17 protein-coding genes are annotated in these 21,236 nt (G+C 75.3%); 14 read left to right on the forward strand and 3 right to left on the reverse strand.

Annotated features, from left to right (window positions below):
* Window positions 1-86 precede the first annotated feature (86 nt).
* On the forward strand, window positions 87-1,691 hold the full coding sequence (locus ACIG3E_RS21265; RefSeq protein ID WP_399618560.1) for an alpha/beta hydrolase: 1,605 nt from the start codon (window positions 87-89) through the stop codon (window positions 1,689-1,691).
* A 9-nt stretch (window positions 1,692-1,700) separates the two neighbouring features.
* Here the strand turns inward: ACIG3E_RS21265 and hemQ are convergent, their stop codons facing one another.
* Window positions 1,701-2,420 carry a hydrogen peroxide-dependent heme synthase gene (gene hemQ, locus ACIG3E_RS21270; protein ID WP_138962332.1) on the reverse strand — a complete coding sequence of 240 codons (720 nt, stop codon included), beginning with the start codon at window positions 2,418-2,420 and terminating at the stop codon, window positions 1,701-1,703.
* Window positions 2,421-2,424: 4 nt separating this feature from the next.
* Window positions 2,425-3,915, reverse strand: coding sequence for a protoporphyrinogen oxidase (gene hemG / locus ACIG3E_RS21275; RefSeq protein WP_399618564.1), 1,491 nt, complete (start codon window positions 3,913-3,915; stop codon window positions 2,425-2,427).
* A 154-nt stretch (window positions 3,916-4,069) separates the two neighbouring features.
* Between hemG and ACIG3E_RS21280 the strand changes: the two genes are divergently transcribed.
* From ACIG3E_RS21280 to ACIG3E_RS21320, 9 genes are all read left to right on the forward strand, one after another.
* Window positions 4,070-5,056 (forward strand): DUF4349 domain-containing protein, encoded by a 987-nt coding sequence (locus tag ACIG3E_RS21280; protein WP_399618568.1) that lies wholly within the window; start codon window positions 4,070-4,072, stop codon window positions 5,054-5,056.
* A gap of 97 nt (window positions 5,057-5,153) precedes the next feature.
* Window positions 5,154-6,539, forward strand: coding sequence for an FAD-dependent oxidoreductase (locus ACIG3E_RS21285; protein ID WP_399618571.1), 1,386 nt, complete (start codon window positions 5,154-5,156; stop codon window positions 6,537-6,539).
* 740 nt (window positions 6,540-7,279) lie between these two features.
* Complete coding sequence (locus tag ACIG3E_RS21290; RefSeq protein WP_399618574.1) at window positions 7,280-9,439, forward strand: hypothetical protein; 2,160 nt, start codon at window positions 7,280-7,282, stop codon at window positions 9,437-9,439.
* Between the two features lie 263 nt (window positions 9,440-9,702).
* Complete coding sequence (gene pelF, locus ACIG3E_RS21295) at window positions 9,703-11,280, forward strand: GT4 family glycosyltransferase PelF (protein ID WP_399618577.1); 1,578 nt, start codon at window positions 9,703-9,705, stop codon at window positions 11,278-11,280.
* The gene (locus tag ACIG3E_RS21300) at window positions 11,277-12,779 is read left to right on the forward strand and encodes a hypothetical protein (RefSeq protein WP_399618580.1); all 1,503 of its coding nucleotides are present in this window, start codon (window positions 11,277-11,279) and stop codon (window positions 12,777-12,779) included. Before pelF ends, ACIG3E_RS21300 begins: the two co-directional genes overlap by 4 nt.
* Before the next feature lie 49 nt (window positions 12,780-12,828).
* Window positions 12,829-13,830, forward strand: a complete 1,002-nt coding sequence (locus tag ACIG3E_RS21305; protein WP_399618583.1) for an SDR family NAD(P)-dependent oxidoreductase — start codon at window positions 12,829-12,831, stop codon at window positions 13,828-13,830.
* A gap of 39 nt (window positions 13,831-13,869) precedes the next feature.
* Window positions 13,870-14,583, forward strand: coding sequence for an NDP-sugar synthase (locus ACIG3E_RS21310; protein WP_399618586.1), 714 nt, complete (start codon window positions 13,870-13,872; stop codon window positions 14,581-14,583).
* Window positions 14,584-14,586: 3 nt separating this feature from the next.
* A complete protein-coding gene (locus ACIG3E_RS21315; RefSeq protein ID WP_399618589.1) occupies window positions 14,587-15,516 on the forward strand; it encodes an NAD-dependent epimerase/dehydratase family protein in 930 nt (309 codons plus the stop codon).
* Window positions 15,513-16,205 (forward strand): spherulation-specific family 4 protein, encoded by a 693-nt coding sequence (locus ACIG3E_RS21320; protein WP_399618592.1) that lies wholly within the window; start codon window positions 15,513-15,515, stop codon window positions 16,203-16,205. Before ACIG3E_RS21315 ends, ACIG3E_RS21320 begins: the two co-directional genes overlap by 4 nt.
* Before the next feature lie 4 nt (window positions 16,206-16,209).
* On the opposite strand, the gene hemE is transcribed toward ACIG3E_RS21320, so the two are convergent.
* On the reverse strand, window positions 16,210-17,277 hold the full coding sequence (hemE, locus tag ACIG3E_RS21325) for a uroporphyrinogen decarboxylase (protein WP_399618594.1): 1,068 nt from the start codon (window positions 17,275-17,277) through the stop codon (window positions 16,210-16,212).
* A gap of 155 nt (window positions 17,278-17,432) precedes the next feature.
* On the opposite strand from hemE, the gene ACIG3E_RS21330 reads away from it, so the two are divergent.
* From ACIG3E_RS21330 to ACIG3E_RS21345, 4 genes are all read left to right on the forward strand, one after another.
* Complete coding sequence (locus tag ACIG3E_RS21330) at window positions 17,433-18,092, forward strand: DUF3000 domain-containing protein (RefSeq protein ID WP_399618596.1); 660 nt, start codon at window positions 17,433-17,435, stop codon at window positions 18,090-18,092.
* 287 nt (window positions 18,093-18,379) lie between these two features.
* The gene (locus ACIG3E_RS21335) at window positions 18,380-19,042 is read left to right on the forward strand and encodes a response regulator transcription factor (protein WP_242725025.1); all 663 of its coding nucleotides are present in this window, start codon (window positions 18,380-18,382) and stop codon (window positions 19,040-19,042) included.
* Window positions 19,043-19,120: 78 nt separating this feature from the next.
* A complete protein-coding gene (locus ACIG3E_RS21340) occupies window positions 19,121-20,404 on the forward strand; it encodes a ribonuclease D (RefSeq protein WP_399618599.1) in 1,284 nt (427 codons plus the stop codon).
* 333 nt (window positions 20,405-20,737) lie between these two features.
* The gene (locus tag ACIG3E_RS21345; protein ID WP_399618601.1) at window positions 20,738-21,100 is read left to right on the forward strand and encodes a DUF1304 domain-containing protein; all 363 of its coding nucleotides are present in this window, start codon (window positions 20,738-20,740) and stop codon (window positions 21,098-21,100) included.
* Window positions 21,101-21,236: the final 136 nt, after the last annotated feature.

Raw genomic sequence — 21,236 nt, forward strand, 5'->3', positions numbered from 1 at the left:
CGGTGCTTTACTTCGCCAACCGCTGAGCGAAACATCCCTTTCGTCCCAATTCATGGCTTTCTTGTGCGAAAGGGCCCAGAACCGCGATGAGAGCAGCCGCAGCCGTCCTGTACGGAGCCGCAGGGTCCCTGGTCCTCTCCGCCCTCGTCGCCGCCCCCGCGCACCCCTTCCCCCAGCCCACCCGGGAGGAGCGGGGCACCGCCGTCGCCGCCGAGCGCGCCCGCGCCGCGGGCGTCCGCTTCGGGGCCTGCCCGACGGCGGAGGGCCTGCCGCCGTCCGTGCGCTGCGGCACGGTGCGGGTCCCGCTCGACTACGCGGACCCCGACGGCAAGCAGATCGACCTGACCGTCAGCCGCGCCGAGGCCACCGGCAGAGCGGGCGGCCACCGGGTGGCGCGGCAGGGCGCGCTGGTCTTCAACCCGGGCGGTCCCGGCGCGTCCGGCATGTACTTCCCGCTGGTCCGCGGCCTGCCGGAGTTCCGGCGCCTGGCGGCGGCGTACGACCTCGTCGGCTACGCCCCGCGCGGTGTCGGCCGCTCCGCGCCGCTGTCCTGCCAGGACCCGAAGGAGTTCACGAAGGCGCCCACGCACTCGCCGGTGCACCCGGGCCCGGCGGCCAAGGCCGAGCGGATCGAGCGGGCGCGGGCGTACGCGCGCGGCTGCGCCGAGCGGGCCGGTGCCGCCCTGCCGCACTACACCACGCTCAACAACGCCCGGGACCTGGACGTGCTGCGCGCCGCGCTCGGCGAGGAGAAGCTGACCTTCATGGGCGCCTCGTACGGCACGTACTTCGGCGCGGTGTACGCGACGCTGTTCCCCGACCACGTGCGCCGCATGGTGTTCGACTCGGCGGTGAACCCGGACCCGAAGCAGGTCTGGTACGCCAACAACCTCGACCAGTCGGCCGCGTTCGAGCGGCGCTGGGCCGACTTCCGGGCGTGGGTGGCCAAGCACGACGAGACGTACGGCCTGGGCGCGACGCCCGACGCCGTAGCGCGCGCCTACGACAAGGTGCGGGCGGCGGTGACCCGCGAGCCCGCGGGCGGCACGGTCGGCTCCGACCAGCTGCACTCGGCGTTCCTGCAGGCCGGGTACTACGACGACTACTGGCCGATGCGGGCGAGCGCCCTGTCGCAGTACCTCAAGGGCAATCCGCGGCCGCTGGTCGCGCAGGCCGGGCCCCGGCCCGCGGCGGCCGCCGAGGAGGAGAACGGCAACGCCGTGTACACCGCGGTGCTGTGCAACGACGCCTCCTGGCCCACCGACTTCGCGGTGTGGGACCGCGACAACACGGACCTGGCGCGCACCGCCCCGTTCGAGACGTGGGACAACGCCTGGATGAACCTGCCGTGCGCCTACTGGCCCGCGCCCCGGCAGCGGCCGGTGGACGTGTGGGCCCCGGCGGGTGCCCTGCCGCCGACGCTGGTCCTGGCCGCCGAGCGGGACGCGGCGACGCCGTACGCGGGCGCCCGGGAGCTGCACGAGCGGCTCTTCGGCTCGGTCCTCGTGACCGAGCGCGGCGCGGGCACCCACGGCATCGCGGGCGGCCCGAACGCCTGCGTCAACGGCTACGTGGACGCGTACCTCCTGGAGGGCCGCCTGCCGGACAGGCACGCGGAGTGCGCTCCGCACCGGGAGCCGCGGCCCACGACCCGGGCGAAGACGCGCGGGCCGCGGGCCGCCTGGCGGTGAGCCGAGCGGCTACGCCAGGCCCTCCACCAGGTCCGCCACGGACTTGCGGCGGCCGGTGTAGAACGGCACTTCCTCGCGGACGTGCATCCGGGCCTCGGAGGCCCGCAGGTGACGCATGAGGTCGACGATGCGGTACAGCTCGTCGGCCTCGAAGGCCAGCAGCCACTCGTAGTCGCCAAGCGAGAACGAGGCGACGGTGTTGGCGCGCACGTCGGGGTAGCCGCGGGCCATCTTGCCGTGGTCGGCGAGCATGCGGCGACGGTCCTCGTCGGGCAGCAGGTACCAGTCGTAGGAGCGCACGAAGGGGTAGACGCTCACGTAGTTCCGCGGCGTCTCGTCGGCGAGGAACGCCGGGATGTGCGACTTGTTGAACTCGGCCGGGCGGTGCAGCGCCATGTTCGACCAGACCGGCTCCAGGGCGCGGCCGAGCTTGGTGCGGCGGAAGAGGTTGTACGCGGTCTGGAGCTCGTCGCTGGTCTCCGCGTGCCACCAGATCATGATGTCGGCGTCGGCACGGAGCCCCGACACGTCGTAGACGCCGCGGACGGTGACGTCCTGGGCGGCCAGCTTGTCGAACAGCTCCTGGACCTCGTCCGCGTACCCGAGGCGGCTCTCGGGCAGGACGTCGCGCAGCTTGAAGACGGACCACAGGGTGTAGCGGATGACCTCGTTGAGGTCCTTGGCCTTCTTGCCGGCGTTCGGGATCTTGGCGGGGGCGTCGTCACTCATGTCGCTATTCTCCCGCGCCGCCGTGCAGGCTCTGCACCGGGTTGGCCGTCAGCTCCTCGACGCCGGAGGAGTCGCCCCTGAGCTGGTCGACGGCGGCGTACGCGCTGGCGATGCAGGCGGGGATGCCGACGCCGTCGTACGCGGCCCCGCAGACGGCCAGGCCCGGCAGGCGGCCCACGTGGGCGCGGACGCGGGCCACGCGCGCGTGGTGGCCGACGGGGTACTGGGGCAGGCCGTCGTGCCAGCGCGTGACGCGGGCGGCGACGGGCCGCGCGGTCAGGCCGACGGCCGCGCGCAGATCGCCGCGGGAGACGTCGATCAGCTCCTCGTCGTCGCGCTGGAGGTCCCGCTCCTCGCCGTAGCGGCCCACCGAGGTGCGCAGGACGAGGAGGTCCGGGTTCTCCTCGGCGATCCAGCCCCACTTCTGGGAGGCGAACGTGGACGCCTTGATGGTGCGCCCTTCCACGGGCGGCACGAGGAAGCCGCTGCCCTCGGGCAGGGACACGTCGGCGCGCCGGTAGGCGAGCGTCATCAGGGCCATGGAGGCGTACTCGACGGCCCGCAGCTCGGCGGCGGCCCCCGGGGACACCGGGTCGAGGAGGCGGGCGGCGGGCGGGGCGGGGACGGCGAGGACCACGGCGTCCGCCGCGATCAGCCGGTCCCCGGTGCGCACCTCCCAGCCGTCGGGCATCTTGCGCACCGCCTGCGCGGAGGTGCCCAGGAGGATCTCGCCGCCCCGCGCGCGGACGGCGTCCGCGACGGCGAGCGGCAGGCGGCCCACGCCGCCCGCGATGCCCATGAACACCGGTCCTGTCTGCTGCCGCGCGGCGGCCCTGTCCTGGATCGCGCGGACGCCGTCGAGCAGGGAGGCGTGGGTGCGCGCGGCCTCGTACAGCTGCGGCACGGCCATGCGCATCGACAGGCGGTAGGCGTCCCCGGCGTACACCCCGCCGAGCAGCGGCTCGACCAGGCGGTCCACGACCTCGCGGCCGACCCGGGCCGCCACGTACGCGCCGACCGCGACGTCCTCGCCGACCTCGGTGGGCGCGAGCTCCGCGTCCCGGGCGATGCGCCGCAGACCGTCGTCGGACAGCACCCCGGCGAGCACCGAGGGGTCGCCGGGCACGCCCATCACATGGCCCTTGGGCATGGGCACCAGGGCGCCGCGCGTCCACAGCGAGGCGCTCGCGGTGGCGGGTGCCTGGAGCGCGTCGCCGAGCCCGGCCTCGCGGGCGAGCGCGAGGGCCTCGGGGCGGCGGGCCAGCATCGACTCGGCGCCGAGGTCGACCCGCGCGCCCTCGATCTCGCCCGGGAGCAGCTTGCCGCCGACGCGCTCGGAGGCCTCGACGACGGTCACGCGGCACCCGGCCGCGAGCGCCCGGTGCGCGGCGGCGAGCCCGGCGATGCCGCCGCCCACCACGACGACGTGGGCCGCCTGTCCCGCACGTTCCTGACCTGCGTGTACCTGACCTGCCGAGTGATCCGTTGCGCGCATGCCCCCACTGTCTCAGACGGCCTTGGGGCGTCCGACGGCCGTCCTTCCGCCGGGGCGAGTCCCGTTCGTGACCGCTTCGGGACCGTACGGGGCGAACGCCCCGGGCGCCCGGACCGTCGTAGGGGCACAGTCACGACGAGCTCGGGGGTACGACATGCGCAGGGCCAGGACAGGCGGGGGCGTGCGGGCGCTGGCCGTCGCGCTGCTCGCGGGGACGCTCGCGCTCACGGGGTGCGGCGCGGGCGGCGACGACGGGAAGGCGTCGGGCGCCGAGGCGGCCCGGGCCGAGCGGGGCGACGGCGACGCGGGGTCCTCCGAGGGGGCGGGCGGCGCCGACCGGGCCGCCGGTGACGACAAGGCGGCGGCGCCCGGCGGCAAGGAGGCCGGGGCGAGGAAGCCGCCCGGGCGGCCGCGGGCCGAGGGCCAGCACATCATCCGCACGGCGTCGCTGGCCGTGCGCGTACGGGACGTGTCGAAGGCCCTGGAGCGGGCCCGCGCGGTGGCCGCGGAGGCGGACGGCCTGGTCGGCGACGAGACCACGGACCGCGACCGGCACGGCAGGGAGCGCTCGCGCGTGGTGCTCCGGGTGCCGCAGGAGCGGTACGCGCAGGTGCTCGCCGACCTGGCGGGCACGGGCAGGCTCCTGTCGCGCACCGCCAAGGCCGAGGACGTCACCGAGGAGGTCGTCGACGTCGAGAGCCGGGTCAGGACGCAGCGGGCGAGCGTGGCGCGGGTGCGGGAGCTGATGGACAAGGCCACGAAGATCAGCGACATCGTGTCCCTGGAGGGCGAGTTGAGCACCCGTCAGGCGGATCTGGAGGCGCTGCTCGCGCGGCAGGCCTCGCTCAAGGACCGCACGGCGCTCGCCACCGTGACGCTGACGCTCACCGAGTCCCCGGCCGGGCGCGGCGGAGCCGATGACGACGACCCGACCGTCGTGGACGCCCTGGCGGGCGGCTGGGGCGCGTTCGTGACGATGCTGCGCTGGGCGGCGGTCGCCCTGGGCGCGGCGCTGCCGTTCGTGGCGGGCGTGGCGCTCCTGGGCGCGGCGTGGCTGCGGTGGGGCCGGGGACGCACGGTGCGGCCGTCGCGCACGCCCCGCGCGCCGGAGACCACGCCCCGGGCGCCGGACGGTTCCTGAGGCGGCCCGGCCCGGGCCGGGTCGTGCCGACCGGTCCGGTCCCGGCGGCAACGCGGGGGTGCGACGGGCGCGTTGACCGGCGACGTAGCGTGGGCGCATGAGCGAAAGACTGGTGGTCATCGGCGGCGACGCGGCGGGCATGTCCGCCGCGTCCCAGGCACGCAGGCTCAAGGCGCCCGAGGAGCTGGAGATCGTCGCGTTCGAGCGCGGCTCCTTCACCTCCTACTCCGCCTGCGGCATCCCGTACTGGGTCGGCGGCGAGGTCTCCGAACGCGACGACCTGATCGCCCGGACGCCGGAGGAGCACCGGGCCCGCGCGATCGATCTGCGGATGCGAACGGAGGTCGTGGAGATCGACCCGGCCCGGCGGCGGGTGCGCTCGCGCGACCTCGCCTCGGGCGCCGAGGAGTGGACGGCGTACGACAAGCTCGTGATCGCCACCGGCGCGCGGCCGCGGCGCCCGCGGCTGCCCGGCATCGAGGCGCCGGGCGTGCACGGGGTGCAGACCCTGGGCGACGGCCAGGCTCTCCTGGAGAGGCTCGGGGTCACCCGGGGGCGCAGGGCGGTGGTGGTCGGCGCGGGCTACATCGGCGTGGAGATGGCCGAGGCGCTGCTGCACCGGGGCTTCGAGGTGACGGTCCTCAACCGCGGCGAGCAGCCGATGTCGACGCTCGACCCCGACATGGGACGCCTGGTCTGCGACGCGATGTCCGGCATGGGCATCGCGATGGTGAACGACGCCGAGGTCACGAAAATTCTCACCGGTGAGGACGGCGCGGTGCGGGCCGTGGCCACCGAGGACGCCGAGTACCCGGCGGACGTGGTGGTGCTCGGGATGGGCGTGCGGCCCGAGACGGAGCTCGCGCGGGCGGCGGGGCTGCCGCTCGGGGAGCACGGCGGGCTGCTCACGGACCTGTCGATGCGGGTGCGGGGGCCCGTCGCGGACGGGGCCGTCTGGGCGGGCGGCGACTGCGTGGAGGTCCTCGACCTGGTCTCCGGGCAGCAGCGGCACATCGCGCTCGGCACGCACGCGAACAAGCACGGGCAGGTCATCGGCTCGAACGTGGGCGGCGGCTACGCGACCTTCCCGGGGGTCGTCGGGACGGCCGTGAGCAAGGTCTGCGACCTGGAGATCGCGCGCACGGGCCTGCGCGAGAAGGACGCGAAGGCGGTGGGCCTGCGGTACGAGACCGTGACCATCGAGTCGACGAGCCGGGCGGGGTACTACCCGGGGGCGGCCCCGATGACGGTGAAGATGCTGGCGGAGCGCCGGACGGGGCGGCTGCTCGGGACGCAGATCGTGGGGCGCGAGGGGGCGGCCAAGCGGGTCGACGTCGCGGCGGTGGCCCTGACGGCCCGGATGACGGTCGAGCAGATGACGGCTCTGGACCTCGGCTACGCACCGCCCTTCTCCCCCGTCTGGGACCCCGTCCTGGTGGCGGCCCGCAAGGCGGTGACAGCGGTGCGCGGGACCAGCGGCTGACGGAGCGCGCCCCGCCCCCGGAGGGAACCGCCCCCGGGGGAGCCGCCGCCGGGGGGGAGCCGCCGGGGCACGTCCCTCGGTGAGGCGAGGCACGTAGGGGTGCGCGTGTGCGGGCCGGGCCCCGACGGGCGACCGGGAAGCGCCCCGCCGCGCGGGGCGGCGGGGGCGGAGGAGGGCATTGGTCCGCACCAATTTCCGCCGTCCGCCCGGCGCGAGGACCATTGAATTCCCCCGCGCACCAGGGCGCCCCCGCCCTCCCTGGCCTCAGGTCCGAAGGTCCGCGCCCCGTATCCCGACGGCAACGCAGGTCGAACGCGCTTTGTGGCCTTCCGTCAAGCCCCGCGCGCCCCCGGACATGGCCGGTTCCCGCGCGCGCCCACAGGAGTGCGGCCGAGGTTGAACGCGCCTCCGCGCACGCCCCTTAGGTGTGGCCGCCAACCACTTCGGCGGCGAGGCAGACCCGACCCCGTTGAGCGGGCACGGCTCCCCGGCGACGGTTCACGGGTCAACACTCCGTCAAACCACGCCCCTGCCAGGAGCCCACTCCCGCACCACACGGTGCTTGCCCGCTCTTTTCCGCCAGATCTCACGGAATCGGCACCACACCCCCGGCGGAGTCGCACTATGTGACGCGTCAGAGTGGCACGGACACGCACCGCGATCTGTGCGCGCGTGCCGTTGGGGGCGGGTCCCGCGGTGTCCGCACCGTCGTGATCCGACCGCGGAGGGGACCACACCAGATGAATCGCACCGCACGGGCGGCGGCACTCGGGGCCGGCGCTCTGCTCATCGCGCTCTCGCTGCCCGCTCAGCCAGTGGCGGCCGCGGAGCAGCCCCGGATCGACCTACGCGTCCTGGTGGTGACCGACGGCGGCCCCGCGACCGCCGCCATCGCCGCCGAACTCGACGCCCAGGGCACGCCGTTCACCACCGTCGACCTGAGCCGCAGCGGCCGACCGGTGATCGACGCGGCCTTCCTCGCGGACACCGTGGACGGCAGGCCGCGCGCCAGGTTCCAGGCCGTCGTGCTGCCGAACGACAACCCGTTCGGCACCGGCTCGGCCGAGCTGGCCGCGCTCGCCGCCTACGCGCGGACGTACGACGTCCCGCAGGTGGACGCCTACACCTACGCCCGCCCCCAGGCGGGCCTCCAGGCACCGGAGTACAGCGGTTCGCTCGACGGCGTCCGCGCCGAGGTCACCGCGGCGGGCGAGGCGGGCCCGTTCGGCTACCTCGCCGGAGCCGTGCCCTTCGAGGACAACTCCCCCGCGGTCGGGGAGAGCTACGGCCATCTGGCGAAGCCCGCGCCGGGCGCCGACTTCACCCCGTACGTGGAGGCGACGGCCCCGGGCGGGTCGAGCCGCGGCTCGCTCGTCGGGGAGTACCGGCACGACGGGCGGCGCGAGCTGGTGGTGACGTTCGTCTACAACCAGCACCAGCAGCAGTTCAGGCTGCTCGCCCGGGGCGTCGTCGACTGGCTGACGCAGGGCGTGCGCGTCGGCGCGTCGCGGAACTACTTCGCCGTCCACGTGGACGACGTCTTCGGCTCCGACGACCGCTGGGACATGGAGCTCAACTGCACCCCGGGCGACGTCGACTGCCCACCGGGGCAGGGCCAGCAGGACGGCATCCGGATGACGCCCGAGGACGCCGCGTACGCGGCCGAGTGGTCCGAGCGGCGGGGACTGCCGCTCGACCTGGCCTACAACGGCGGCGGCAGCGAGCTGTACCGCGAGGAGAACGGCGGCGACGACCCGCTCGCCGACCACCTCATCGAGGACCGGAGCGCCTTCCGCTGGGTCAACCACACCTACAACCACCCCTTCCTCGGGTGCGAGCAGGACACCTCCCACGTGCCCTGGAGCTGCGCGAAGAACGCGGACGGCAGTACGAAGTACGTGTCGCGGACCGAGATAGACCAGCAGGTCTCGCTCAACCGCGCCTGGGGCGAGCGCGCCGAACTGCCGCTCGACAACGGCGAGTTGGTGACCGGCGAGCATTCGGGCCTGCGCGTCCTGCCGCAGCAGCCCGACGACAACCCGAACCTGGCCCCCGCGCTCGGCGACAACGGCGTGCGCTGGCTCGGCTCGGACAACTCCCGCGAGCCCGGACAGCGCCAGGTCGGCCCGTCGCTCACGGTGCCGCGCTACCCGATGAACGTCTTCTACAACGCGGGCCACGAGGCCGAGCAGGTCGACGAGTACAACTGGATCTACACCCGCAAAGCCGACGGCGGCAGCGGTCTGTGCGAGAACTCGCCGGTCACGACCTGTCTGGACAAGCCGCTCGACCTCACGACCGGATACGCGGACCACATCGTGCCCGTGGAGTCGGCCATCGCCCTCGGCCACGCCCTGTCGGGCAACCCGCGGCCGCACTTCATCCACCAGTCCAACCTCGCCGAGGACCGCATCGGCTACCCCGTCCTCGACCAGGTGCTCGACGCCTACGAGGAGCTGTACGCGCCGTCCGCGCCGCTGGTGAAGCCGCGCATGGCCGACATCGGGGCGGAGCTGCGCTCGCGTGCGGCCTGGGACGCGGCCCTCGGCGCCGGGCGCGTCACGGCGTACCGCGTCGGTGACACGGTGACCGTGCAGGCGCCCGCGGGTGTCGCCGCGACCGCCACCATGCCCACCGGGACGCGGCAGCAACTAGCCGTCGGGACCAAGGCGTTCGGCTCCCCGTACGCCGGCAGGTCCTCCGGCTGGGTCTCCCCCGGGCCGCTCCAGGACCGGGTGACCCTGACGCTGCCGTCGGCGCCCCCGACCGGCAGGACCGGCGGCGGCGCGCCCGCGGCGGTGCCCGCGGCCCCGCGCGCGCACGTGCCGTCCGGCGCGGTGACGCACGTGCCGCCGGGGACCGCGGGGCACACCCCGAAGTCCCTGCCGACCGGCCGCTGAACGGCCGCGGGCCGGGCCGCGCCACCGGCGGCTTTGGCCCGCGCCACCGCCTCCGGCAGCGCGCCGGGGACCAACGGGGGCCGCCGTTCCCGCCCGTGCGCCGACGCGGCGGGAGCGGCGGGGAAGAACACCCGCCGGGCCCACGGGCCCGGCGGGCCCGCTCCACCTCTCACGCACCAAGGCGACGCGGCGTGTCCCCCGCCTGCCTCCGGCACACGGCCGCCCGCCACCCGCACCGCGACGTCACTTGGGGAGCCCCACCCATGCCCACACCGTCCGCGACGGTGCCGTTACCCGCACCCCCGCCCGGCCCGTCCGGGCGCACCCGCGTCACGCTGCTGACCGAGGGCACGTACCCGCACAGCCACGGCGGCGTCAGCGTCTGGTGCGACCAGCTGGTGCGCGGCATGCCCGACGTCGACTTCGGCGTGCTCGCGGTGACCGGCACCGGGCGCGAGCCGCTCGCCTGGGAGCTGCCGCCGCACGTGGCCGAGCCGGTCTGTCTGCCCATGTGGGGCCCCGACCCGGCCGGGCGCCCCCCGCGCGGCCGGGCGCGCCGGGACCTCCTCACGCACTACGAGGCCTTCCTCACCGCCCTGCTCGACCCCACCGCCGAGAGCGCCTTCGCCCCGGCCCTGTACGCCCTGGCCCCCTACGCCCAAGACGGCGCCCTCTCCCCTGCGCTGCGCGGCGACGGCGCGGTCGGCGTGCTCGCCTCGGTGTGGCGCACGCCGGGGCTCGCGGTGGCCGAGGCCCGCCCCACGCTGCACGACGCCGTCACCGCGACCCAGCTGCTCGAACACGCCCTGCGGCCGCTGGCCGCCCGCCCGCCGGAGCACGGCGTGGCGCACGCGGTGAGCGGCGGCATCGCGGCCCTGCCCGGCCTGATCGCCCGTCACACCCACGGCGTGCCCCTGCTGTTGACCGAGCACGGCGTGTATCTGCGCGAGCGCTACCTGGGCTACCGCACGGGCCCCTACCGCTGGCCGGTGAAGGCGGTCCTGCTCGGCTTCTTCCGGCTGCTCGCCGAGGAGTCGTACCGCAGCGCGGCCCTGATCACGCCCGGCAACCGCTACAACCGGCTCTGGGAGGAGCGCGGCGGCGCCGACCCCGCGCTGATCCGCACCGTCTACAACGGCGTGGACCCCGAGGCGTTCCCCGCCGCGGGCCCCGAGCCGGACACGCCCACCCTGAGCTGGGCCGGGCGCGTGGACCCGATCAAGGACCTGGAGACCCTGATCCGCTCCTTCGCCCTGGTCAGGGAGCGGGTGCCGGACGCCAGGCTGCGCCTGTTCGGCGGCACCCCGCGCGGCGGCGAGGCCTACCGGGAGCGCTGCGAGGCCCTGGCCACCGCGCTCGGCCACGCGGAGTCGGTGGTCTTCGAGGGCCGCGTGGAGTACATCAAGGACGCCTACGCCGCGGGCAACGTGGTGATGCTGTCCAGCATCAGCGAGGGCTTTCCCTTCACCCTCATCGAGGCCATGTCGTGCGGCCGCGCCACGGTCTCCACCGACGTCGGCGGCGTCCGCGAGGCCGTCGGCCCGACCGGCCTCGTGGTGCCGCCGCGCGCCCCGGAGGCCATGGCGGGCGCGGCCGTGGAGCTCCTGTCGGATCCGCGGCGCCGCGCCGCGATGGGCGCGGCGGCCCGGGTCCGCGTCATCGAGCAGTTCACGCTGCGGCAGACGGTGGAGGCGTTCCGGGAGATCTACCGCGAGCTGGCCGCGGGCGCCAAGGCCGCGCTCCGGGAGCCGCGCGAACCCGCGCCGCGCACCGGGCAGCCGTCCGGCCGGGAGCCGGGCCCGACTGCGTACGACTTCGCCGGAAGCGAGGCGGCCGGATGAGCGGACCGATGGCGCTGCCGCCCCGCGAGGACGGCGTCGACGGGCTCGCCGGGCGCCGCCGCCCGTCCTGGGCGCTGCCCGACCGCACCCCCGGGTCCGGCCCCGCGCCGCGCCGCAGACGGCCCTCCTGGGCCCGGGGCGACCCCGAGCCCCGCACCCGCCCCGCGCCCTGCCCGCACGCCCCGGGGTGCGGCGCCCGGCCCGGGGGCCACCGCCCCGGCCTGCGGGCCGCGCGCGCCGACGACCCCGTCGACGCGCTCGCGGCCGAGCTCGCCGAGGACATCGGGGCCGCCGTGCATCCCTACGAGGTCGCCGCGGTCCTGGAGTCGCAGGGCATGACCGGCGAGCGGATCCAGGAGGAGTACGGGCACCGCGACCTGTTCTCGCTCGCCGACGCCCTCTACCGGCGGGTCCCGCGCAGCCATCCGGAGCCGCCGCTGCCGCCCGACCCCTGGCGGCCCGACCACGCCAAGTGCGCCCTGCGCGGGCTGCTCTTCGCGCTGCCCGGCGCCGCCTACCTCCTCGCCTCGGGCGCCTGGGGCGAGACGGGCCCGCACGGTCTGATCGCCGCGGCCCTGGTGTCCTGGGCCTGGTCGCAGGCGCTCAGCCACCGGGCGTACGTACGGCTCGTGACCGGGCGCCACGAGGCGGCGCGCGCCCTGCTGCGCGGCGCCCCGCCCGGCGTCGGGTGCGCGGCCCTCACCGGGCTCGCCGTGGCGGGGCCCGGGTCCGCCGCCGCGTTCGCGGCCGGGCAGTCCTGCTATCTGGCGGCGGCGGGCGTGCTCCTCGTGCTCGGCCACGAGCGCCGCCTCGCCGTCGCGCTGCTGCCGGTCGTGGCGGGCGCGGCCGTGCTGCCCTGGTGGCACCCCCCGGCGCCGCTGGGCGTCGGCCTGCCGGTGCTCACCGTGCTGCTCACCACAGGCGCGGCGGGGCTCGCCCTGCGGGCCGCCCTGGCCACCGCCCCGGCGGCCGGGGCGGTGCCGCACCTGATCCGCTCGCTGCCGTACGGCCTGTTCGGGCTCGCCGCCGGGACCCTCGCGACGGCCGCGGGCCTCCAGGACCCGTACGCCGTCATCGTGCTCACCCTCAGCATGGGCCCCGCCGAATGGCTGCTCTACCGCTTCCGGGGGCTCGCGGTGGCCGCGCTGCGGGCCTCCACCACACCGCTCGGCTTCCGGCTGCGCGCCGCCCGCGCGCTCGGCCTGTGCGTCGCCGCGTATCTGGCGTCCCTCGCCGTGGGCATCCCGCTGACCGGCACCTCCCCGGGCCCGCTGCTCGCCCTCGGCGCGGCCCTGTGGACGGCGCTGCTGCTCCAGGCCTTCGGCGTGGCCTGGCCGTCCGCCGCGCTGTGCCTGGGCGCGGCGGCCGTGGCCACGGCGCTCCCCCGCCTGTCGGACCTGCCCGCGAGCACGGCCCAGCTCGTGGGCTGTACGGCGGCGGCGCTCGCCCTGTTCGGCGCCGCCGTACGCCACTTGGGCAGCCCCACCGCCCACAGCTGAACAGCGCCTCCCGCACCGCTCGACCCACCACGACCGCCAGGAGACCCGCATGACGTCCGCACCGCTCGCCGTCGTCACCGGAGCCGAGGGCTTCATCGGCTCGCACCTCACCGAGGAACTCGTCGCCTCGGGCCACCGCGTGCGCGCCCTGGTCCAGTACAACTCCTTCTCCTCCTACGGCTGGCTGGAGACCCTGCCCGCCGACGTGCTCGCCGAGGTCGAGGTCGTCCTCGGCGACGTGCGCGACCCCGGCTCGACCCGCGCCCTGGTCACCGGGGCCGAGACCGTCTACCACCTGGCCGCGCTGATCGCGATCCCGTACTCGTACCGGGCGCCGCACTCCTACGTCGACACGAACGTCACCGGCACCCTCAACGTCCTGGAGGCCGTGCGCCACGCCGAGGTCCCGCGCCTGGTGCACACCTCCACCAGCGAGACGTACGGCACCGCGCGGACCGTGCCGATCACCGAGGACCACCCCATCAACACCCAGTCCCCGTACGCCGCTTCGAAGGCGGGCGGCGACCGGCTCGCCGACAGCTACTACGCGAGCTTCGCGACGCCCGTGGTCACGCTCAGGCCGTTCAACACCTACGGCCCGCGCCAGTCCATGCGGGCCGTCATCCCGACGGTGATCGGCCAGGTCGCGGCCGGGGAGCGCACCGTCACGCTCGGCGATCTGCGCCCCACCCGGGACTTCACCTTCGTCAAGGACACCGCCCGCGCCTTCCGCGCCGTCGGCACCGCGCCCGCCGACGCCGTGCTCGGCCGCACCTTCAACGCCGGGACCGGCGGCGAGATCTCCGTCGGCGACCTGGTGCGCCTCATCGGCAAGGTCATGGACACCGCCCTCGACGTGCGGGCCGACGCACAGCGCGTGCGGCCCGCCGCCTCGGAGGTGCTGCGCCTGGTCGCGGACGCCACCCGGCTGCGCGAGGCCACCGGCTGGAGCCCGGAGCACGGCCTGGAGGAAGGCCTCGCCCGGACCGTGGAGTTCTTCCTCGACCCCGCCAACCTGGCCCGCTACAAGACGGACATCTACAACATCTGACGCTCCATCACCACCGACTCACAGACAGGGAGCACCCTCATGCACGCAGTCATCCTCGCCGGAGGCAAGGGCGTCAGGCTCCGCCCGTACACCACCGCGCTGCCCAAGCCGCTGGTCCCGATCGGCGACCAGCACGCGATCCTGGAGATCGTCCTGCGCCAGCTCTCCGCGGCCGGATTCACCAGCTGCACCATCGCCATCGGCCACCTCGGCCACATCATCCGCGCCTACGTCGGCAACGGCTCGCGCTGGAACCTGCGCATCGGCTACTCCACCGAGGAGAGCCCGCTCGGCACCATGGGCCCGCTGCTCACGATGCTCGACCGCCTCCCCGAGCACTTCCTGGTCATGAACGGCGACGTCCTCACCGACCTCGACTTCGCGGACGTCCTGCGCAGCCACCAGGAGTCGAAGGCCCCGCTGACCATCGCGACCTACCCGCGCGAGGTGCACATCGACTTCGGCGTCCTGACCACCGAGGAGCGGCGCGTGGTCGCCTTCACCGAGAAGCCGAGCGTGGACTACCGCGTCTCCATGGGCGTCTACGGCGTCTCCCGGGACACGCTCGCCCCGTACACGCCGGGCCTGCCGCTCGGCTTCGACGAGCTGGTCCTCGACCTGCTGAAGACCGAGAACCCGCCGCACGCCTACGCGTTCGACGGCTACTGGCTGGACATCGGCCGCCCCGACGACTACGACCGCGCCAACGCCGAGTTCACCACCCACCGCTCCCTGCTGCTCAAGGGGGCGTGAGCCGTGCGGATACTCGTCCTGGGCGCGACCGGCTACCTGGGCACGCACATCACCCAGCGGCTGCGCGCGCTGCCCGGCGCCCGGCTGCGCACCTGCGGCCGTGCCCCCGCCGCCGACCTGCGCTGCGACCTGGCCACGGCCGCCCCCGGCGACCTGGTGGAGCTGCTGGTACGGGCCGCGCCCGACGCCGTGGTGAACTGCGCGGGCGCGGTCGGCGGCACCGCCCTGACCCTCGCGGAGGTCAACTCCCGCGGCCCCGCGCTGCTGTGCGAGGCGCTGCGCGCGGCGGCGCCCGCCGCCCGCCTGGTCCACCTCGGCTCCGCCGCCGAGTACGGCCCCCAGCCGCGCGGCACGCGCACCACCGAGGACGGCCCGGCCCACCCGGTCACGCCCTACGGCGCCACCAAGCTGGCGGGCACCCTGGCGGTGACGTCGTCGGGGCTCGACGCGGTGGTCCTGCGCGTGACGAACCCGGTCGGCCCCGGCGCCCCCGCGGCGGGCCTGCCGGGGCGGCTCACCGCCGAACTGCGGCGCGCCGTCGGCGAGTCGCCGCACGGCACGGTCCGGGTCGGGGACCTGTCCGCGTTCCGGGACTTCGTGTACGTGCGCGACGTGGCGCGGGCGGTGGAGCTCGCGGTGACCGCGCCGGGCCCGGTGCCGCAGCTGCTCAACATCGGCGGCGGCCGGGCCGAGCCGGTGCGCGAGCTGGTGCACGGCCTGGTGCGGGCGGCGGGCTTCCGGGGCCGGATCGAGGAGTCGCCGCCCGCCACGGGCCGCTCGGCGGCGGTGCCCTGGAGTTGCGCGGACATCGGGGCCGCGGACCGGGTGCTCGGCTGGCGGCCGCGGCACGACCTCGCCGACGCGCTGGCCGCGCTGTGGGCCGCGGACGGGGTCACGGACGCCGGTGCGCGCGTCCCCGCGGACCGGCGATGAGTCCGCTGCTCGTCCCGCTGTACGTCCACCCGGCCGCCGCCCCCGCGGCCTGGCGGGCGCTCGTGGCGGTCGCGCCCCACCTGTACGGCGTCGTGCTGAACGCCGCCGACGGGCCGGGCGCGGCCCCGGACCCGGCGTTCGCCGCCGCCGCGCACGCGCTGCGCTCGGCGGGGGTGCCGGTGCTCGGTTACGTCGACGCGGCGTACGGCGGGCGCCCGGCCCGCGAGGTCGCCGCCGATCTGGACCGGCACCTCGACTTCTACCGGGTCGACGGCTGCTTCCTCGACCGGATCGCGCCGGGCCGGGGCGAGCTGCGGCACTGCCGGCGCCTGGTCCGCCGCGCGCGCGAGCGCGGCCTCGCGCCGGTGGTCCTGAACCCGGGCACGCATCCGGCGTCGCCGGGCTACGCGCGGGCCGCGGACCTGCTCGTCACCTTCGAAGGGCACTGGACGACGTATCTGCGCTCGTTCAGCGCTCCGCCGTGGACGGCGCGGCACTCCCCCGACCGGTTCTGCCATCTGGTGTACGGGGTGCCGCCCGCCCTGTCCCGCCTCGCGGCGCGCACGGCGGCGCGGCGCGGGGCGGGGGTGCACTGCGCGGTGCCGGGGGCGGGCCCCAACCCCTGGATGGAGCCGCCGGAGCCGCCGGAGCCCCCCGAGGTGCCGTGGGCCCCCGGCTGCTGGGTGTGAGGGGTCAGCGGGCGGTGCGCGTGTGCACGTACTCCACGAGCCGGGTCAGGGCGTCCGGGTCCATGGAGGGCAGCACGCCGTGGCCCAGGTTGAAGACGTGGCCCTCAAGCCCGGCCGCCGCCGCGAGCACCTCGTCGGTCTTCGCCTCGACGGCCTCGCGCGGGGCGAAGAGCACGGCGGGGTCGAGGTTGCCCTGGAGCGCCTTGCCGGGGCCCACGCGGCGGGCCGCCTCGTCGAGCGGCACGCGCCAGTCGACGCCGACGACGTCGGCCCCGGCCTCGCCGAGCAGTCCGAGCAGTTCGCCGGTGCCGACGCCGAAGTGGATGCGCGGCACGCCGTACGACGCGACGGCGTCGAAGACCTTGCGCGACGCGGGCATGATCGAGCGGCGGTAGTCGGCGGGCGCGAGGGCGCCCACCCAGGAGTCGAAGAGCTGCACGGCGGAGGCGCCCGCCTCGATCTGCACCTTCAGGAAGGCGCTGGTGATCTCCGCGAGCCGGTCGAGCAGATCGGCCCACAGCTGCGGGTCGCCGTACATGAGCGCCTTGGTGTGCTCGTGGTTGCGGCTCGGTCCGCCCTCGACGAGGTAGCTCGCGAGGGTGAACGGCGCACCGGCGAACCCGATGAGCGGCGTGGCGCCCAGTTCGCCGGTCAGCATGCCGATGGCCTCGGTCACGTACGAGACGTCGTCCGGGGTGAGGTCGCGCAGCTGTGCGAGGTCGGCGCGCGTGCGGATGGGCCGCTCCACGACGGGCCCGACGCCCGGCTTGATGTCGAGGTCGACGCCGATGGCCTTCAGGGGGACGACGATGTCGCTGAAGTAGATGGCGGCGTCGACGCCGTGGCGGCGCACCGGCTGCAGGGTGATCTCGGTGACGAGGTCGGGCCGCATGCAGGACTCCAGCATGCCCGTGCCCTCGCGGACCTTGCGGTACTCGGGCAGGGAGCGCCCGGCCTGCCGCATGAACCACACGGGCGTGTGCGGCACCGCCTCGCGCCGGCACGCCTTGAGGAAGGCGGAGTCGTACGTCGCTGCGGGCTGCTGGCCGGTGGCCTGGTCGTTGACAGTCACCGGGAAAGTCTCGCACGGCCCGTCCCGCGGCGGAAAAGCCCGTCGGTGTTCGAGGCCGGACGCGGGGCGTGCGGGCGGCCCGCGGGGGCGGAACACCTCGCCGCGCAACGGCGGGGTGACTGCGCGAAGCCGCAGTTCCCCTTAATGTTCCCCGCATGGCTGCGGCTCAGGGACAACGGTCGGACGGCGCTGGCGAGATGGACGGAGCGCAGGGGGTGGTGGCGGACACGGCGCCGCCGCCCTTTCGCGCGGCGGTCGACGCGCTGCGGGAGGCACGGCTGCGGCCGCAGGTCGAGATCGACCCGACGCGGCCGCCGCAGCGGCTCGCGCCGTTCGCGTACGCCGTGGAGGCGGCGGTCGTCGAGGACGACGAGGACCTGGCGGACGGGCGCCTGGTGCTGCTGCACGACCCGGCGGGGCACGAGGCCTGGAAGGGCACCTTCCGGCTCGTGACCCTGGTGCGGGCGGAGCTGGAGCCGGAGATGGCGGCCGATCCGCTGCTTCCCGAGGTGTGCTGGTCGTGGCTGACCGGGGCGCTCCAGGCGCGCGGGCTCTCCTGCGGGGAGCCGAGCGGGACGGTCACGCGTGCGGGGTCGTACTACTTCGGCGGGCTCGCGGAGCGGCCGCCCGCCTCGCAGATCGAGATCCGCGCCTCGTGGACGCCGCGGGAGGGCGCGGGGGGCGTACCGGACGCGGGGGCGCATCTCGCGGCGTGGTGCGATCTGCTGTGCCAGGTGGCGGGGCTGCCGCCCGCGGGGCCCGTGGACGGCTCGGTGGTGACGCTGCCGCAGCGCCGGGGCCCGCGCCCCAGCTGAGGCCGCGGGGGCGGCGGCGGGGCGTCACTCGGGACGGCGGCCGGTCCGTCGCACGGGTTGGGGGCGCGTGCGCCCGCTTGACGCGCCGGGTGCGCCATACGCCCAGGTGAATCGTCGGATGATCGATCGCATGTCCGAATCGCCCCGAATTGTTACTCACCAAATCGTGATCATCCCCTAAAGCCCGGGACAGGAGGTGCCGAAGAGGTCTGTGACCTTGAAACATACGGTTCGCCCCGGCTTCATCCCCCAGCCGGCCCGTCCCGCCGCCACCCCCAGGAGGCCTGGTGTCCGTTCTCCTCGAGCAGCCCGCAAGCCTGGTCGCCTACCGCCCGAACAAGCCGACCGCCATGGTCGTCGTGGCCGACCCCCGTGTCCGCTCCACCGTGACCCGCCACCTGTGGGCCCTCGGGGTACGGGACGTCATCGAAGCCTCGTCCATCGCGGAGGCTCGTCCCCGCATCGGCAACCCCCGCGACATCTGCGTCGCGGACGTCCACCTTCCCGACGGCTCCGGCCTGACCCTCCTGTCCGAGACCCGCGCCGCGGGCTGGCCCAACGGGCTCGCCCTGTCCGCCGCCGACGACATCGGCGCCGTACGCAACGCCCTCGCGGGCGGCGTGAAGGGGTACGTCGTCACCGGCACCCGCACCAACGTCGGGCTCCCCACCCGTCCGGGCGCCGCCCCCATCGGCTCCGCCGCCTCCCGCATGCACCGCCGCCCCCCGGGCGCCCCGAGCCACCCCGGCGGCTACCGCGAGCTGTCGGGCCGTGAGGTCGAGGTCCTGCGGCTCGTCGCCGAGGGCCAGTCCAACAAGGCGATCGGCGTCTCCATGGGCCTGTCCGCACTCACCGTCAAGAGCCACCTCGCCCGGATCGCCCGCAAGCTCGGCACCGGAGACCGGGCCGGAATGGTAGCCGTGGCCCTCCGCACCGGAATCATCCACTGACTGATTTACACCCCCTGCGCGCCCGTCGACGTAACGTTCCGTCGACGGGCGCCGTCCGTTCACAGATACCCTTGACAGGTGACCGACGCCCAAGAGACCGCAGCAGACAGCTCACTGCGAACCACCGGAGGCGCTCCTCCGGACGAAGGCGTCACAGGCGTCTTTGTCGACGGGACTCCCACACCCCTGCTCGAACCACGCGACGGCATCCCGCCCGTCGTCGCGGACCAGGACACACTCACGCAGGTCATCGCGGCATTTGCCGCTGGTACGGGACCCGTGGCCGTGGACGCCGAGAGAGCCTCCGGCTACCGCTACGGCCAGCGCGCCTACCTCGTCCAGCTGCGCCGCGAAGGCGCGGGCACCGCGCTGATCGACCCCGTCGCCTGCCCCGACCTGTCCGGCCTCGGCGACGCCCTCGCCGACACCGAATGGGTGCTGCACGCAGCCACCCAGGACCTCCCGTGCCTCCGGGAAATAGGCATGATTCCGTCGCTCATCTTCGACACGGAGCTGGCGGGCCGCCTCGCCGGATTCCCGCGCGTCGGACTCGGCGCGATGGTGGAGAGCGTCCTCGGCTACGTCCTGGAGAAGGGCCACTCCGCCGTCGACTGGTCGACCCGCCCGCTGCCCGAGCCCTGGCTGCGGTACGCCGCCCTCGACGTGGAACTCCTCGTCGACCTGCGCGACGCCCTGGAGAAGGAGCTCGACCGGCAGGGCAAGCTCGACTGGGCCCGCCAGGAGTTCGACGCCATCGCCAGCGCGCCGCCCGCGCCGCCCCGCAAGGACCCCTGGCGGCGCACCTCCGGCATGCACAAGGTGCGCCGCCGCCGCCAGATGGCCGTCGTACGGGAGCTGTGGACCGCCCGGGACCGGATCGCCCAGCGCCGTGACGTCTCGCCCGGCAAGGTGCTCAGCGACGGCGCCATCGTCGAGGCCGCCCTCGCCCTGCCCGCCAACGTGCACGCCCTGACCGCCCTGCCCGGCTTCGGCCACCGCATGGGCCGCCGCCAGCTCGAACAGTGGCAGGCCGCCGTGGAGCGGGCCAAGGCGCTGCCCGAGGCGGAGCTGCCGCAGCCCGGTCAGGCCGTGACCGGGCCGCCGCCGCCCCGCTCCTGGGCGGACCGGGACCCCGCCGCGGCGGCGCGGCTCTCCACCGCGCGGGCCGCCGTCTCCGAGCTCGCGGAGCGGCTGAACATGCCGCAGGAGAATCTGATCACTCCGGATACGGTGCGGCGGGTGTGCTGGGAGCCGCCCGCGCCGGTGGGGGTCGAGTCCGTGGCCGCGGCCCTCGCCGCGCATGGCGCCCGCGCCTGGCAGATCGAACTGGTGACCCCGGCCCTCACCACGGCCCTCACCTAACCCCACCCGGGCCAGGCACCCCCACCCCACGCCTGGCCCTGACCGGGCCCCGCCGCTGCCGCGGCGGGACTCCCCGCCCGCCCACCCGAATCTCCCCGGCCTTGCCGCCCCGGCCCCGACGCGGAGCGCTGCGGCTGCGCGTCCGGCCCGCCGCTACCGCGGCGGGGCTTCTCCCACCCGCCCACCCGTTCCTGCCTCAGCGGCCCGGCCGGGCCCCGACGCGGAGCGCTCGCGGCTGGCGCCCTAACGGCCTTGAGGGCCGATGAGAGGGGTGCGCTGGTGTCCAGTGCGTGGCTGGGCTGGTTACGCGTGCCGTGTGTGAATCTGTTGCCTATGTCGATCATCGCAACCACCGTGGTGCTGCTCATCGCCGCTCTGCACGTCTACATCCTGGTCCTGGAGATGTTTCTGTGGACTGGCCCGAGGGCCCGGGCCGCCTTCGGGACCAGTGCCGCGTTCGCCTCCGAGACGAAGGCACTCGCGGCCAACCAAGGGCTGTACAACGGGTTCCTCGCCGCAGGGCTGGTGTGGGGCGTGGTGGCGTCCGACCCGGTGGGCTTCCAGGCGAAGGTGTTCTTCCTGGCGTGCGTGGCCGTGGCCGGTGCGTACGGCGCGGCCACGGCCAGCCGGAAGATCCTCTTCGTGCAGACCGTTCCGGCGCTGATCGGTCTGGCGCTGGTGCTGGCGGCCCGCTGAGCGACCGGTTCGGCCAAGCAAGCGGGCTGACGGAATGTCAGTGGCGGGCGGCACGATCGGGAGATGTGATGTCTGCCCTGAACCATGCCGCCCCGTCCCACCCTGCCTTCACCCGGATCTCCCGCCAAAACCTCGC

It is taken from the genome of Streptomyces sp. NPDC053474, assembly GCF_044544845.1.
GTDB lineage: Bacteria > Actinomycetota > Actinomycetes > Streptomycetales > Streptomycetaceae > Streptomyces.

Excerpts from the sequence above, each read along its gene's own strand:
- ACIG3E_RS21265 (WP_399618560.1), top strand. The coding sequence starts at position 87 with ATGAGAGCAGCCGCAGCCGTCCTGTACGGAGCCGCAGGGTCCCTGGTC.
- ACIG3E_RS21290 (WP_399618574.1), top strand. The coding sequence starts at position 7,280 with ATGAATCGCACCGCACGGGCGGCGGCACTCGGGGCCGGCGCTCTGCTC.
- ACIG3E_RS21320 (WP_399618592.1), top strand. The coding sequence starts at position 15,513 with ATGAGTCCGCTGCTCGTCCCGCTGTACGTCCACCCGGCCGCCGCCCCC.
- pelF (WP_399618577.1), top strand. The coding sequence starts at position 9,703 with ATGCCCACACCGTCCGCGACGGTGCCGTTACCCGCACCCCCGCCCGGC.
- ACIG3E_RS21345 (WP_399618601.1), top strand. The coding sequence starts at position 20,738 with ATGTCGATCATCGCAACCACCGTGGTGCTGCTCATCGCCGCTCTGCAC.
- hemG (WP_399618564.1), bottom strand. The coding sequence starts at position 3,915 with ATGCGCGCAACGGATCACTCGGCAGGTCAGGTACACGCAGGTCAGGAA.
- hemQ (WP_138962332.1), bottom strand. The coding sequence starts at position 2,420 with ATGAGTGACGACGCCCCCGCCAAGATCCCGAACGCCGGCAAGAAGGCC.
- ACIG3E_RS21300 (WP_399618580.1), top strand. The coding sequence starts at position 11,277 with ATGAGCGGACCGATGGCGCTGCCGCCCCGCGAGGACGGCGTCGACGGG.
- ACIG3E_RS21280 (WP_399618568.1), top strand. The coding sequence starts at position 4,070 with ATGCGCAGGGCCAGGACAGGCGGGGGCGTGCGGGCGCTGGCCGTCGCG.
- ACIG3E_RS21330 (WP_399618596.1), top strand. The coding sequence starts at position 17,433 with ATGGCTGCGGCTCAGGGACAACGGTCGGACGGCGCTGGCGAGATGGAC.
- ACIG3E_RS21310 (WP_399618586.1), top strand. The coding sequence starts at position 13,870 with ATGCACGCAGTCATCCTCGCCGGAGGCAAGGGCGTCAGGCTCCGCCCG.
- ACIG3E_RS21305 (WP_399618583.1), top strand. The coding sequence starts at position 12,829 with ATGACGTCCGCACCGCTCGCCGTCGTCACCGGAGCCGAGGGCTTCATC.
- ACIG3E_RS21285 (WP_399618571.1), top strand. The coding sequence starts at position 5,154 with ATGAGCGAAAGACTGGTGGTCATCGGCGGCGACGCGGCGGGCATGTCC.